Raw genomic sequence first — 16,979 nt, 5'->3', positions numbered from 1 at the left:
ATAACACAAAATGAGAAAGTCAATACAGTATCTACTAATTGGAATTACAGCGCTTTTCATCAGTAGTTGTGCCATCACTAAATACAAGAAGAGAGAGATCACCGATAAGGTGATGGAGGAGATTTATAACGAAATTAAAACGCCATATAAATTCGGTTTGGTAATGGTTCCAACAGACAATTCTTATAAAATGGATTGTCCAAGTGTCTTTAGAAAGGACGGAAAATGGTTCATGACTTATTTGATTTACGGTGGAAGAGGTTACGAAACTTGGTTGGCAGAAAGTGATGATTTGTTGCATTGGAAACATTTAGGAAAAGTAATGTCTTTTTCTGAAAACGAGCAACACTGGGACGTGAATCAAAAAGCAGGATATATTGCCTTACAAGATCCTACTTGGGGAGGAAGCTACCAGTGGGAGCAGTACGATGATAAATACTGGATGAGTTATTTTGGTGGAGACAGCAAAGGATATGAAGCAGGGGTGTTATCGATCGGGATGGCTTATACCAAGGAATCGCCAACAAAAGCACACGAATTTGAGCGTTTAGACCAACCCGTTTTGTCGCCAAAAGATGCTGATGTGAGTTGGTGGGACAATAGTACGATGTATAAAAATACGGTTATCAGAGATACTGAAAAACAAACTGGCCATAATTTTATCATGTATTACAATGCCCGTGGAGATAGTTTGAAACCGGCTCGTGGAGCAGAAAGAATTGGAATGGCCGTTTCTGACGATATGAAAAATTGGAAGCGTTACGGTAAAAATCCACTATTGAATAATCATAAAGGCATTACAGGTGATCCTTATATTCAGAGAATTAAGGATACTTGGGTGATGTTTTATTTTGGAGCCTTTTGGAAGCCTGGTGCTTTTAATCGCTTTGCGGTGTCGAATGATTTAATTCACTGGAATGATTGGAAGGGTGAAGATTTAATTAAATCCTCTGAACCTTATGATAATATGTTTGCACACAAATCATTTGTGGTGAAACACAAGGGAGTGGTGTATCACTTTTATTGTGCAGTAAATAAAGCTGAGCAAAGAGGAATTGCGGTGGCAACGTCTAAAGATTTGGGGAAAAGCGAAACGAATTTTGTTGCCCCACCTCAAAAGAAAAAATAGTTTTTTAGTCTCGAAGTGCGTATTTAGTTTAAAGTTATATTAAGCATTATGATCAATTTAAGTCAGTGGTTTTACAGGTTTCAATTCACAGTTTGCCTCTTTGTTTTAACCCTTACTGTGCAAGGGCAATCTGTAACTGGTGAGCCTGCAGGAATTCCTGAATTGCATAAAAAATATGAATTTGCCCCATGGGAAGATCCAACAGTCACGAGTATCAACAGACAAGCTTCAAGAGCGACCGCTTATTCTTATGCCAATGTGGAAGATGCCCTAAAAGGAGACCGAAGCAAAAGCCGATTAAAAATGCTTACGGGTGATTGGGATTTTAAATATGCCACAAATCTCAAAGAAGCTTCCAAGGATTTTTATAAAGGAAAAGTGTTCGGTTGGAATAAAATTGAAGTGCCTTCGAACTGGGAATTGAAAGGATATGATATTCCGATTTATAAAAGTGCCGTTTATCCTTTTCGACCTATCAATCCGCCTTTTATCCCTAAAGATTACAATGGGGTTGGGTCGTACCAACGCAGTTTTACCGTTCCTGAGAATTGGAAAGACATGACGGTAACCTTGCATTTTGGAGCGGTAAGTTCAGGTTTTCAGGTTTGGCTTAATGGAGAATTTCTGGGCTATGGAGAAGATAGCTTTTTGCCGTCGGAATTTGATATTACACCTTATTTAAAAGAGGGAGAAAATATAGTTTCAGTACAAGTAATACGATGGACTGATGGTTCCTATCTTGAAGATCAAGACCATTGGCGTGTTAGCGGAATTCAGCGCGAAGTTTTTATAATGGCGGAACCAAAATTGCGTATTCAGGATTTCTTTTACCAAACCAAATTAGACAAGCAATATAAAGATGCCTCTTTCCAATTAAGACCAAAAGTAGAGAACCTTACAGGTGAAAAAATCAAAGATTATACTTTTGAGGTGCAATTGTATGATGCCAACAACGTGGCTTTATTTAAAGGACCGCTTCAAAAACCAGTCATTGATATGATCAACGAAAGTTATCCTCGATTGGATAATGTACGCTTTGGTATGTTCAAAGAAACCATTAGTAATCCAAAGAAATGGAGTTCTGAGGAGCCAAATTTGTACACTTTAGTGCTGTCCATAAAAGATGCCAGTGGGAAGATTACGGAGGCAAAAAGTTGTAAAGTTGGTTTTCGCTCGATTGAATTTTCAAAAGAAAATGGGAAGATGCTCATCAACGGAAAGGAAACTTATGTGTATGGTGTCAACCGACATGATCAACATCCAACGAGAGGAAAGGCCGTAACCCGAGAAGATATCAAAGAAGATATTACGACTATTAAGAAATTCAATTTCAATTTTATTAGAACCAGTCATTATCCTAATGATCCTTATTTTTATGATTTATGCGATCAATACGGAATCATGGTTATGGACGAAGCAAACCAAGAGACACATGGTATTGGCGGAAAATTAAGCAACGACCCCAAATGGACCAATGCGTATTTAGAACGCATGACTAGGATGGTGGAAAGAGATAAAAATCATCCTTCAGTTGTTTTCTGGAGTTTAGGAAACGAAGGTGGAAAAGGGCCTAATCATGCTGCCATGTCTGGATGGGTCCATGATTTTGATATTACACGTCCCGTGCATTATGAACCAGCGCAAGGAAATCCGAGATTAGACGGATATATCGATCCTCTTGATCCTCGATATCCTAAAACAATTGATCACGCTTATAGATTTGAAAACCCTCAAGACGAGCCCTATGTCGATATGGTGAGCCGTTTTTATCCGGGCGTTTTTACGCCTAAATTTTTAGTAGATCAGAAGAAAGATACGCGTCCTATTATTTTTGTAGAATACTCTCATGCCATGGGAAATTCAGTAGGGAATTTAAAAGAATTATGGGATGAGTTCCGTTCGCTTCCAAGAGTTATTGGAGGTTGTATTTGGGAATTTAAAGATCAGGGATTAGTAAAAAAAGACCCAGTGACAGGTCAGGAATTTTTTGCGCATGGTGGTGATTTTGGTGAAAAATACCACGACGGAAATTTCAATACCAAAGGAATTGTGGATTCTAACGGAAAACCAAAAGGGTCTATTTATGAAAATAAATGGATTTATCAACCAGCAACAAGTTCTTTAAAAGAGAATTTTCAGTTAGAGATAAAAAATCGTCAGGCTGTAAAATCTTTGGCAGAGTATATTCCAGTTTTACAAATCCTAGAAAATGGTACTATTGTCAAAACACAAATTTTAAAACCTTTCAATTTGGAAGCAGGCGAATCTACTGTTTTAGAGTTCAAACAATATTTACCAAAATTGAAAAAGGAGGCAGAGTATTTTCTGAACATCGATTTTCAACTTTCAACAGACAAACCATGGGCATCTAAAGGATATGTAGTGGCGACGGACCAATTTTTATTAAAGAAAGCGGATGTTACTTTTGATTTAAAAAAAGAGAGTACTCTTGGTATGAAGGCAACCGACACGGATTCAGCATTTAAAATTAATGGAAAAACTTTTGATATTTCCATTAGTAAAGTAAACGGAGCATTGAATTCGTATGTTTTTAATGGTGAAGAGCAAGTTTTTGCGCCGTTGTTGCCTAATTTCGTAAGACCTCTTACCGATAATGACAAAAGAGGGTGGAAATCGCATAAGGTCTTGAAACCATGGTATCAGGCAAAACCAAAATTGGTAAGCACTAAAATGGCTACGGCTATTGATGGTATTGTCGTTACAAGTGATTATGAGATAATAAAAGATAGTGCGCAGGTACAAGTGGTATACAAAATCAATACAAACGGAATTATAAAAGTGGCCTATGCCCTGAAAGCCACAAAGCAATTGCCCAACATTCCAAAAATAGGAATGCAAATGGGGGTTCAAAGAAAATTCGATCAGATTTCATGGTATGGAAAAGGGGAGTTAGAAAATTACATTGACAGAAGTTTTGGATCCTTTGTAGGGAAATATTCGTTACCTATTGATGATTTTTTAGAGCATTATGTGAAGCCTCAGGAGAATGCAAATAGAACCGAGGTCAGATGGATGGCTTTTACAACAGCTGATAAAAATAAAGGTTTATTGGTTGTGGATGATACCCAAGTTTTAAGCATGAGCGCATGGCCTTATACACAAGAGAATTTAAGTGCTTCCAAGCATACTTTTGATTTAAAAGATCCTGGATTTTTAACCGTAAATATTGATTTAATTCAAATGGGAGTTGGAGGAAATGATAGTTGGACAGCAGTTGCACAACCTTTGGAAAAATATCAAATTAAGTCAGGCGACTATCAATACAGTTTTTATTTGGTTCCTTTCTCGGCTACGAAAAAGGGATTGGAAGAAAACTTAAAGAAGTTTAAGTATTAAAGTAAAACCTGTCGGTTTGCCAAATCAAAGAAAGAACAAAGATCATGTTTCAGAAAAAACACCTCTTTATAATGTTACTTTTTGTGGGATTTGTTTCCGCACAAAATAGTCATACCATAGAAAAAGTAGCCTTTGAGCCAACAATTGAATCTTCAAGACCTTGGGTGTATTGGTATTGGATGCAAAGTGCCTATTCAAAAGAAGGAATCACAGCTGACTTAGAAGCGATGAAACAAGCGGGAATTGGAGGAGCGTATTTAATGACCATTAAAGGCCCAGCAAATCCGCCTTTGTTGTCGCCACCGGTTTTGCAGTTAAGCCCTGAATTTTGGAAATTAGTACACTGGGCTTTAACAGAAGCGGATCGTTTAGGAGTGAAAATTGCTTTTCATCCCGCGGATGGTTTTGCTGTTGCAGGTGGGCCTTGGATTACGCCCGAAATGTCGATGCAAAAAGTGGTTTGGGCTGATCTTATGGTAAAGGGCAATAACTTCAAAAGTGTGGCTTTACCCGTGCCAAAACATTACAAAGAGTATTACAAGGACATTGCAACTTTTGCCATTCCATTAAAAGAAAGTTATGTCACATCAGATCAGAATCGCCCAAAGATTACATCAACAAATCCAGAATCAGATGCTACGAATTTAAGTTCCGAAGATAAAGAGGGGGTATTTAGAATGCCCAAAAAAGGATGGATTCAATACGAATTTGATCAAGCCTTTTTGTGTAAATCGATTCAGATCGAAACCAAAGGAAACAATTATCAGGCACATCGTTTAATCATTGAATACAGTAATGACGGTAATAAGTTTAAAAGCCTTGGAAGATTAACCACGCCTCGACACGGCTGGCAAGATGTGGATGCTTTTTATACGCACAGCATCCTTCCGACAAAGGCCAAATATTTTAGATTTGTTTATGATCCTGAAGGTACAGAACCAGGTGCAGAAGATTTAGATCCTGCAAAATGGAATCAAGGCTTAAAAGTCTCGAAAATACTCTTGTCAAGCGAACCCTTAATCGATAATTACCAAGGGAAATCGGGCACAGTTTGGCGTTTGAGTCCACAAACTTCAGCGGAACAAATTGGTGTAAATGATTGTGTGGATTTATCAAAAATGATTAATGTTTCAAAGTTTGTCAATGACAAAGGGACCTTAAACTGGAAAGCACCTTCTACTGGAAGCTGGCGTATTATTCGTTTTGGGCATACATCAACAGGTCATGAAAATGCTACCGCTGGCGGGGGAAGAGGTCTGGAAGTGGATAAGTTCAACTCAGAAGCCGTTCGTTTTCAACTCGATCATTGGTTTGGAGAAATGCTGAGAACGGCCGGGCCAGAGCTGGCTTCTAAAGTGGTCAAAATATTGCATATGGACAGTTGGGAATGTGGCAGTCAAAACTGGTCGCCCGTTTTTAGAAAGGAGTTTATAACGCGCAGAGGTTATGATATTGTGGATTATTTGCCTGTTATGGCAGGAATTCCTATAAAGGATATTGAGACCTCTGAGAAAGTGCTTTACGATCTAAGAAAGACCATTTCAGAATTAGTGGCCGACAATTTCTTTGCAACATTGGCCGATGAAGCTAAAAAAGCAAATGTGAAATTCAGTTCAGAAAATGTGGCGCCAACGATGATGAGCGATGGTCTTTTACATTTTAAACATATTGATTATCCCAGTGGAGAATTTTGGTTAAAAAGCCCTACGCATGATAAACCAAACGATATGCTTGATGCGATTTCGGGCGGACATATTTATGGAAAAGATATTATTCAGGCGGAGGCTTTTACAGCCTTAAGAATGGATTGGGATGAACATCCGGGTAACCTTAAAACTTTGGCTGACAGAAATTATGCCATCGGAATTAACCGTTTTTTCTATCACGTTTTTGTGCACAATCCATGGACAGATCGTAAACCGGGAATGACACTAAACGATATTGGAACTTATTTTCAAAGAGACCAAACTTGGTGGAAATCAGGAAAAGCATGGTTTGATTATTGTCAGCGAGTTCAATTTCAATTACAAAAAGGCAAACCAGTTATTGATTTAGCTGTTTTTATAGGCGAAGATTTGCCATCGCGTTCCATTCTTCCAGATCGATTAGTCCCTTTTATTCCGAATATTTTTGGGCCGGAAAGAGTGGCAAGTGAAGCCATTCGATTGAAAAATGAAGATCAGCCCAGTATTAAAATTCCAAAAGAAGTGACATCAACTAAAAATTCAACTGATTTATCGCAATGGATAAACCCGATGAATGGCTATCAATACGATTCTTTTAACGGGGATGTTTTATGGAACAAGGCTAAGGTGGAAAACGGAAAAATCAATTTTGGCAGTGGAATTGAATATGGAGCTTTATTGTTTCCAGGGAGTCATAAATTGGCGCCCAATAAAATGATTTCTTTGGCTACAGCCGAAAAGATAGTCGAATTGGTAACGGCAGGAGCTACTATTTTTATTGATGAGAAACCGAATATACAACCCGGAATGCAGTCAGAGGCCGCGACTAAACAATGGCAAAATGTAGTAGATAAAATTTGGAGCAATACGGCCAATTCCTCTTCATGGAAAATAGGAAAAGGAACGGTGATTAAGTTGCCTTATTTAGGAGATGATTTTAAATCAATAGGAATGGAGCGGGACGTTTATTTTCCAAAGCTAAGTAGAGCAGATGCCGAAACTTTAGCTTGGACGCATCGTCGTTCTGCAACTGAAGATATTTACTTTATTGCCAACCAAAAAGAAGAAAAAAGACAAGTTGAAGTCTCGTTTAGAATCAGCGGAAAAAGACCAGATTGGTACAATCCAGTGACCGATAAAACGTCAACTTTAGCCAATTGGAAAATTGAAAATGGCAGAACAATTCTGGCTTTAACTTTAGAGGCAAATGAGTCGGGTTTTGTTATTTTTAAAGAAGAAACAAAAGAGCTCTTAGCAAATGGATATTCAAAAGCTGTTGATTTTGAAACGGTACAAACCTTAGATGAAAAGTGGGATTTAGAATTTGATCCGGAATATAAAGGTCCCAAAGCAGTTGTGAAAATAGATCAACTTTTTGACTGGAGTAGTTCAGTGAATGATCAGATTAAGTATTATTCAGGAACGGTTATTTATAGAAAAGAGTGGAACTGGAAGGGGAAGACCAATGAAGAAGTCTGGTTGGATTTGGGGACAATTGCCAATATTGCGGAAGTGAGTATCAACGGAAAAAATTGTGGAACACTTTGGACATTTCCCTATAAAATAGCCATTTCAGAAGCATTGAAAAAAGGCAAGAATACGATCGAAATCAAAATAACCAATACGTGGGCCAATCGCTTAATGGGGGATGAGAAATTACCCAAAGAACAAAGATTGACTTGGACTACGGCACCTTTTAGACTAGAAGGGAATCCCTTATTGAAAGCGGGATTATTGGGACCAGTTACTATTGTAAAAGAGAAAATTGAAAAGAAATGATACATTTTAGAAAACATATTGTTGTGGTTTTTTTGGCACTAGCAAGTGCTCAAATACAGGCAAAAATCAAACTACCCGCTTTATTTTCGGACAATATGATCTTGCAGCAAAAGGCCAGCGCACCGATGTGGGGCTGGGCGGATAAAAAAGCAAATCTGACCATTAAAACTTCTTGGAATTCCAAAATTTATAAAGCAAAAGCGGATGATCAAGGAAAATGGAAAGTAGCGTTGCAAACACCAATTGCAGGAGGCCCCTTTACGATTGAAGTGGTAGAGGGAGTTGAAAAAGTAGTAGTGAAAAATGTATTGATAGGTGAAGTTTGGTTGTGTTCAGGACAGTCGAATATGGAAATGCCGTTGAAAGGTTTTCCTGGTCAACCTGTAAAAAATGGTAACGAAATCATTGTACGATCCAACAATAAAAACATTCGTTTGATCACCATTCCCAGAGCTACAGTTTTAGAACCCTTAGAAGATTTTGAAGGAAAGTGGGAGACAGCTTCTCCAAAATCAACGGCAAATTTTAGCGCAACAGCTTGGTATTTTGGAGCTCTTTTACAGGAAGTTCTCGATGTTCCTGTGGGATTAATTCACGTGTCCTATGGAGGTTCAAGCATGGAAGCCTGGATGAATCAAGAAATGCTAAAAGATTTTGAAAATGCCAAAATTCCAACTAAAAAAGAAGAATTGGCAAAAGACCCAAATCGGGTGGCGACCACTTTGTTTAATGGCATGCTTGCGCCAGTAATTGGATATGGAATCAAAGGATGTATATGGTATCAGGGCGAATCAAATTACGAAAGGGCTGGGCAGTACAAAGCCTTAATGAAGAAAATGGTCAGTAGTTGGAGAACGTTATGGAAACAGGGAGATTTCCCTTTTTATTACGCTCAGATTGCTCCCTTTAATTACGCCTCGTTTCATCCAAATGACTATCTGGAGAAATACAATTCTGCTTATTTAAGAGAGGCCCAATTAAAAGCGACCCAAGAGATTCCGAATTCTGGAATGGCTGTTTTGATGGATGTGGGAGAAGAAAATAATATTCATCCCATGGACAAAGAAAAAGGGGGAAATAGATTGGCTTTTCAAGCCTTGGCCAAAACCTATGGAATTGAAGGTTTTGAATTTGAAAGCCCAAAATACAAGTCGATGGAAATAAAAGAGAATACAGTTACCGTTTCTTTTGATGATGTGGCCAACGGGATCACCTCTTATGATAAAGAAGTTACAGGATTTGAGCTAGCAGGTCAAGACAAAATATTTTACCCAGCCAAAGTAGTGGTTCGCAGGAAATCAGTGGTGTTAACCTCAGAGAAAGTAAGCCAACCAGTGGCCGTAAGGTATTTGTTTAAAGATTTTGTAAAAGCCGAACTCTTTAGTACTGGAGGATTACCTGTTTCATCTTTTAGGACAGATGAATGGTAAGGCTCAAGAGGTATAATGATTTATAAATAACGACTAAATCAGTGGCAGCTGCATGGAAAAAGGCAGCAGGTACTTACTTTAGACTAGGCAGATTAAAAACACACATATTGAAAAATACCCTATTCATAGTTGTTCTATTGATTACGTTTTTAGTGAAAGCGCAATTACCTGTGCTTAAAAACTACAACCAAATATGGCCAACGCAAAGTGGAAATGCCTCTGAGTCGATGCCTTTGGGAGGTGGTGATATTGGGATGAATGTTTGGGTAGAAAAGGGAGCTGTATATTTTTATTTTTCACGTAGCGGTACTTTCGATGAACACAATACTTTATTGAAATTAGGTCGTGTAAAAGTAACTTTAACGCCCAATCCCTTTAAGGATAATGAAGGCTTTCAGCAGGAACTAGTTTTGAAAGAGGGTTGTATTTTGATTACTCAAAAAGGAACTAAAATCAAACTTTGGGTAGATGTTTTTAAACCCGTAATTCATGTGGATGTAGAAAGCAAAGCAGCTGTTAAAATGACGGCTTCTTATGAAAGTTGGCGTTATAAAAATAACGAATCAAAAGGAAAAGCAAATAATGCCAATTCATATAAATGGGCACCTCAGGGAGAGATAATTACCTATAAAGATTCCATTTCATTTGAAAATAATGGGGTCAAATTTTATCATAGAAATCGAGAACAAACTGTTTTTGATGTTGCAGTAAAGCAGCAAAAGATGGAGTCGGTGAAAGAGCAAATGCTCAATCCTTTGGCTCATCTTACCTTTGGGGGATTCATGAGCGGGAATCATTTTAAACCTGATGGAACTTATACCAGTAATTACCAAAACACAGCTTGTAAAGGATTTAGTCTTTCGAGTATAAAAGCCTCTAAAAAACATTCTTTAGCAGTTCATTTGTATACGAGTCAAAGCGATATGAATAGTTGGAATACCCAGTTAAAGAAGCAAATTGCGGACTATAAAAGTAAAGCAAAACAAAAGGAGATAAACACCATTAGCTGGTGGCATAATTTCTGGAACCGCAGTTTTATTTACACGCAAAACAATGCGGTTTCAGCGAAAGATTCCGTTTATCAAATCGGGCAAAATTATCAGTTATTCCGCTATATGTTAGGATGTAATGCTTATGGGAAATATCCAACAAAATTCAATGGTGGGCTTTTTACTGTCGATCCTGTTTTTACCAACGGTGATTTGAATTTTACCCCTGATTTCAGAAACTGGGGCGGAGGAACCATGACGGCGCAAAACCAACGATTGGTTTATTTTCCCATGATAAAAAGTGGTGATTTTGATATGATGAAATCACAGTTGGATTATTATTTGAGTTTGCAAAACAACGCTGAATTGAGAAGTAAGGTGTATTGGAAACATGGCGGCGCATCCTTTACCGAACAGTTGGAGAATTTTGGTTTACCCAATCCTGCTGAATACGATTGGAAACGACCAGCAGATTATGATCCGGGTATGGAATATAATGCTTGGTTGGAATATGAGTGGGATACTGTTTTTGAGTTTTGTCAAATGATGCTGCAACAGAAAGAATACGGGGGAGAAGACATTGAAAAATACCATTCGTTTATCATTAGTTGTCTTCGTTTTTTTGATGAACACTATCAATATCTGGCTAAAAACAGAGGTAGAAAAGGGTTGGATGCAAATGGTCATCTAATTCTGTATCCGGGTTCTGGAGCAGAAACCTATAAAATGACGTACAATGCCAACAGCACTATTGCGGCTTTGCAAGTAATTACAGCGCAGCTTTTAAAGTTTTCGCAACAAGAATTGTCTCAAGAAAATGTAGCCTATTTAAAAGCTTTTCAAACCAGAATACCTCCTTTAAATTTTGGAGAAATAGATAAGCATAAAGTGTTAGTTCCTGCAAAATCTTGGGAACGTATCAATAATTCGGAAGTGCCACAATTGTATCCCGTATATCCGTGGGGCATTTACGGTCTTGGAAAACCGGATTTAGAAACCGCTTTAAATACCTGGAAATACGATACTGATGCCCTAAAAGTTAGAAGTCATATAGGGTGGAAACAAGACAATATTTTTTCGGCACGCTTGGGGTTGACCCGTGAAGCTGCGAAGTACAATTTGCTTAAGATGGCCAATTCAGAGCGCAGATTTCCTGCATTTTGGGGACCTGGTTTTGACTGGGTTCCCGATCATAATTGGGGTGGATCAGGAATGATTGGTATGCAGGAAATGCTTTTGCAGGAAGCCAATGGAAAAATTTATCTTTTTCCGGCTTGGCCAAAAAAATGGAATGTGCACTTCAAATTGCATGCGTCGCAAAATACCATCGTCGAAGCAGTACTTGTAAATGGAGAATTGAACGTTTTAAAAGTAATTCCTGAAGGAAGAAAAAAAGATGTAGTGAATCTTCTGAATACATCAGAAGCAGAAAAAATAAAATTAAATTAAGAAAACATGATAAAGAGTTTAGTTAATTCTTTTGCTCTAGCACTTCTTTTTGCAGCAAATGCACAAGGGCAATCGGCTGAAAAGCAAATCGTAAAAGTCGATTTTGACTTTTTTCAAAGAAGATTAGAAGAAGTTCACGATCCAAGTTATGAATCTTGGGTTATTAACGATTCAAAAGAAGCGGAGAAATCGTTCCACAACGTACACTTTAAATTGAAAGGAAACTTTAGTTCTAAATGGTATAAAGTGGGGATGAATGCACCTTATTACAACCGATTAGGAAGCGATGGACTGGTTACTGCAGAAAATTTAGAATTAAAAATTAGCGGTTTAAAAGAAGGGAAACATACACTGTTGACTTTTCATAATGCTTTTGATGTGATTACGGGAAAGACTTTTTCGCCGATTAAAATTTTCATAAACGGAAAATTAGAAGAAACAGTAAAGGCCAGTCAACGCGCCAACGCAAAAATTGATGCTGCAGTGGCTTATCTTAGTTTTACTGTGGGTAAATCTCAAGAAGTAACCATCCGTTTTGAAATAGAGCCAACAACAAATCCTGAGGTTGTAAAGCAAATTGTTATTAATGGTTTTGAGATTGATACACCAAACTTAACAAATCAGGCGCGAAGTCCAGAACCTAAAAATCTGGATGAACATGTTGTGGTAGATAAAAATACTGTTTTAAAATGGGATGCTTCAAAAAATGCAGTAGCTCATAAACTCTATTTTGGTGAAAATGCCGCTGCTGTTGCAAGTGCCACTGAATCTTCAAAAGAATTTAAAGGAAAGCTAAGCCTTAGAACGTTTCCCGTTTCTAATCTGTACAGTGGCACGACCTACTATTGGCGTGTTGATGAAATAGACAGTAAAGGTGAAGTGACTTTAGGAAATGTTTGGTCCTTCAAGCCTGCACAATTGGCCTTTCCAGGGGCAGAGGGATACGGACGTTTTGCTGTAGGTGGACGAGGAGGAAAAGTAGTAGAAGTAACGAATTTGAACGACAGTGGACCCGGTAGTTTACGTGATGCCGTCAATCAAGAAATTGGCCCAAGAACGATTGTTTTTACTGTTTCAGGGAATATTAAACTAGCGTCGAGATTAGTGGTTAATCAGCCTTATATCACTATAGCGGGGCAAACCGCTCCAGGAGAAGGAATCACCATTAGTAGGGCGCCCATTGGACTTACAGGAAATGATGGTATTGTCCGATTTTTAAAAGTGAGAATAGGTGGCGGTACTACTTATGATGGAATGGGACTTACAGGTGCTGATGTGAGTATTATTGATCACTGTTCCATTAGTTGGACCATCGATGAATCGTTTAGTTCTCGAGGAGCACATCATATTACGTTGCAACGTACGTTAATTTCTGAGGCCTTAAATGTGGCAGGACATGATAAATATGAAGTGGGTAAAATGCATGGATTTGCGGCCACAATTGGTGGCGATATTGGAAGTTTTCACCACAATTTGTTGGCTCATAACTACGGACGTAACTGGAGTATTGGTGGTGGTTTAAATGGAGACGGTTATTATACAGGTAGATTAGACATTAGAAACAATGTGGTATACAACTGGGGACAGAGAACTACAGATGGTGGGGCTAATGAGGTAAATTTTGTTAATAATTATTACAAAGCAGGAGCTTCGACGAAATATTTTTATGCCCTCAATGCACAACATGAAGGAGTGGGGAAAGGAATGCAACGCTATTATTTTACAGGCAATATCATGCCGGGACATTTTGATGAGAAAACACAAGAAAAAGGCAGAACGGCTACCATCTCGCATAATGAAATTGTGAACTATGAAACTTTTGTGAATCAACCTTTTTTCGAATCGTTTGTTACCACTCAATCGGCCAAAGCAGCTTATAAAGATGTTCTTTCCGATGTTGGTGCCAATCAGCCTTTCTTTGATCAACACGATAACCGAATTATTGAGGAGACTTTAAAAGGAACTTTTACTTTTAAAGGAAGCAAAAGTGGTTTAGGCGGAATGATTGACAGCGAAGCCGATGCTGGTGGTTGGCCCAATTTTGCAACAGCAACTCGGGCAGCTGATTTTGATACCGATCATGATGGATTACCAAATTGGTGGGAAAAAGCATTCGGTTTAAATGAAAACTCTAAAGCGGGTGACTTTTCAGAGGCCAATGCCGATACCGATAAAGATGGATTTACACAATTAGATGATTATCTGGATTGGTTGTCAACGCCTCATTATTTTGTGAACGCTGGTGAAAAAACTGTTTTTTCTGCTCAAGATTATTTTAAAGGTTATGAAAAAAATCCAGTTTATACTTTTTCAGCAATAAAAAATGGAAAAGTTACTTCAAAAGGAAAAGAAGTGCAGTTTACTCCAGTTCAAAAAGGATTTGCATCCTGTATCATTTCGGTTAAAGATGCTGAAGGAGATACCATGAGTCGCAAAATTAATTTCTTAGTAAAATAATAAAGAAGTATTGGTGTGAAGCTGCGGGCTAAAATTTTAGCCTGCAGCTTGGGCAGATCAAGATGAGGTAGAGTTTTAAAAAATAACAGCACAATGAAAAAGCATATTTTTTTAGTAGCAACGGTACTTTTTTCTGCCGTTTCTACGGGGCAGAACAAAGGTTTAGTAGCCAATTCTCAAAGTCCCTATTCAAAATTACAAAGTGTAGGTTTACAAGAGGTAAAATGGACCAACGGTTTTTGGAAAGAACAATTTGATGTAGAGACGAAAAATACTTTGCCCTATATGTGGAATTTATATCATAATGATTCGATTACACATGCCTATAAAAACTTCGAAATTGCCGCTGGTCTGATGAAAGGAAAATTCAGTGGACCATCTTTTCACGATGGTGATTTTTATAAAGTTTTTGAAGCGATGGCCGCAACTTATGCCGTTACAAAAGATAAAAAATTAGAGGTCCAAATGGACAAAGCCATTGCTTTATTGTCAAAAGTACAACGCAAAGACGGTTATATTCACACACCGGTTTTGATCGATGAACGTTGGGGAACACTAGGGCCTGAAGAAGTAAAAAAACAACTGGGTTTTGAGAAATACAATATGGGGCATTTGATGACCGCTGCCTGTATTCATTATCGGGCCACAGGAAAAACCAATTTCTTGAATATAGCCAAAGGAGTTGCCGACTATTTGTATGATTTTTATAAAAAAGCTTCTCCTGAATTAGCAAGAAATGCCATCTGTCCTTCCCACTATATGGGAATTGTTGAAATGTATCGAACCGTAAAAGAACCAAAATATTTGGAACTGGCTAATAATCTAATTGATATACGAGGAACTACAAATGACGGTACGGATGATAATCAAGATAGAGTACCCTTTAGAGCACAAACCACGGCGATGGGGCATGCGGTAAGAGCCAATTATCTGTACGCAGGAGTAGCGGATTTATATGCAGAGACAGGAGAAAAGAAACTGTTAGAGAATCTGGAATCGATTTGGGATGATGTCACCTTGAGAAAAATGTACATCACAGGTGCATGCGGTGCTTTGTACGATGGCGTTTCGCCAGATGGAACCTCGTATGACCCTACGGTAGTACAAAAGATCCATCAGGCTTACGGAAGACCTTTTCAATTGCCCAACGCTACTGCCCATACTGAAACCTGCGCCAATATTGGAAATGTGTTATGGAATTGGAGGATGTTGCAAATTACTGCTGATGCAAAATACGCTGATATTGTAGAACTAGCCTTGTATAACAGTGTGTTGTCGGGAATTAATCTGGAAGGAGATAAATTTTGCTATAACAATCCGTTGAATGTTTCTGATGATTTGCCTTTTCACCAAAGATGGGGAAATGAGCGCGAATCCTATATTGCCTTATCGAATTGTTGCGCACCCAATGTGACCAGAACGATTGCAGAAGTAGGGAACTATGCCTATAATCTTTCGAAAGAGGGGTTGTATGTGAATTTATACGGAAGTAATAATTTGAAAACGCAGACTTTAAATGGTGAGGCGCTTGAAATTGAGCAACAAACCAATTATCCGTGGGATGGAAAAATTGTTTTAAAAATGGTAAAAGTTCCAAAAGAAAATCAAGCTATCTTTTTAAGAATACCAGGTTGGAGTCAGGATGCAACGGTGGCTATTAATGGAAAAAAAAGGAGTGATAAAATGGAAAGTGGTTCCTATTTCAAAATTGTGCAAAAATGGAAAAAAGGCGACAGCATTGAGTTGGATATTCCTATGACTATTGAATTGATGGAAGCCAATCCTTTAGTAGAAGAAATTAAAAATCAGGTGGCCGTAAAAAGAGGACCGTTAGTTTATTGTTTGGAATCCAATGAACTTCCAGCAAACAAGAGCGTAAACAATGTGATTTTAAATGTAAAGGCTAAATTTACTACCGATTTTATCGAAATAGCGAATAGAAAATTACTGAGTATAAATGCCCCTTCAATGCTTGATGAAGATGCTTCATGGGATAAAAAACTCTATAAATCATTGTCTGATAAAAAGACAAAGGAATACCACTTTAAACTGATCCCTTATTTTGCATGGGGAAATAAAGGAAAAGGAGAGATGACCGTTTGGATGTCACATTAAATTATTTTATACTTTGAAGTAAGAACGACAAGTTCATGATGCCCTTTAGGAAGCATAACGCAGCAGTAGAAAAAAGGAAAAAATTCTTTGTAAGTTTTGAGACTTATAAAGAATTTTTTTTTGGTCTTTTTATACAGAAAATTAAAGAAAAATACCCTGTTCATCTGTTTGATTGGGGGGGAAGAAGCTTTAGAGAGACCTTTAAGGAACAAATATTCGGACTGATTATCTATAGATTGTTAAAGCCATGACAACGATTGAAGAAGGGGTGATGAAATTGTTTGTATTTAAGGGACAGTGTTTTGTAAATAAAGAGGCTTCGGAATTTGGAGTAAGGTGCTTTAAGTACTGATCCTAAGGAAGAAAAGAGAGTAGATGTTTTCAGAGAGTCGGACTAGACGTTTTAGAGGTTTTTTAAAAATACTAGAAAGAAATTGTAAGCATTTAAAGAACAGTTGTAATGGAACAGTTGCTTATGAATCCTGCTTACTTCGATGTTTGTAAGAATTTATGTTTAAAAAAAATGGAGAGGTGAAAAAAAAATAAACGCTGAAAGTTAAATTTTTGTGTTGGGTACTGGTCCTTTTTT

Annotated in this window: 7 protein-coding genes; all 7 read left to right on the top strand. The window is 37.9% G+C overall.

The features are described from left to right. Window positions 1-10: 10 nt before the first annotated feature. On the top strand, window positions 11-1,129 hold the full coding sequence (locus tag AC51AA_RS05895; protein WP_500704804.1) for a glycoside hydrolase family protein: 1,119 nt from the start codon (window positions 11-13) through the stop codon (window positions 1,127-1,129). Between the two features lie 48 nt (window positions 1,130-1,177). After that, complete coding sequence (locus tag AC51AA_RS05890) at window positions 1,178-4,486, top strand: glycoside hydrolase family 2 TIM barrel-domain containing protein (RefSeq protein WP_500704803.1); 3,309 nt, start codon at window positions 1,178-1,180, stop codon at window positions 4,484-4,486. 44 nt (window positions 4,487-4,530) lie between these two features. Next, window positions 4,531-7,950: a glycosyl hydrolase gene (locus AC51AA_RS05885; protein ID WP_500704802.1), complete on the top strand. Its 3,420-nt coding sequence runs from the start codon at window positions 4,531-4,533 to the stop codon at window positions 7,948-7,950. Next, a complete protein-coding gene (locus AC51AA_RS05880) occupies window positions 7,947-9,380 on the top strand; it encodes a sialate O-acetylesterase (RefSeq protein WP_500704801.1) in 1,434 nt (477 codons plus the stop codon). The genes AC51AA_RS05885 and AC51AA_RS05880 overlap by 4 nt, the downstream gene beginning before the upstream one ends. Window positions 9,381-9,487: 107 nt before the next feature. Continuing rightward, window positions 9,488-11,818, top strand: a complete 2,331-nt coding sequence (locus AC51AA_RS05875) for a DUF5703 domain-containing protein (RefSeq protein WP_500704800.1) — start codon at window positions 9,488-9,490, stop codon at window positions 11,816-11,818. A gap of 6 nt (window positions 11,819-11,824) precedes the next feature. Next, entirely contained in the window at window positions 11,825-14,275 is a 2,451-nt protein-coding gene (locus tag AC51AA_RS05870) for a pectate lyase family protein (RefSeq protein WP_500704799.1), read from the top strand. A 93-nt stretch (window positions 14,276-14,368) separates the two neighbouring features. Then, window positions 14,369-16,390, top strand: a complete 2,022-nt coding sequence (locus tag AC51AA_RS05865; RefSeq protein ID WP_500704798.1) for an aceric acid hydrolase — start codon at window positions 14,369-14,371, stop codon at window positions 16,388-16,390. The last annotated feature ends 589 nt before the right edge of the window (window positions 16,391-16,979 follow it).

The organism is Flavobacterium sp. OHVDL-2026-0007, assembly GCF_059882335.1.
This window is presented reverse-complemented; position numbering and strand designations above follow the sequence as displayed.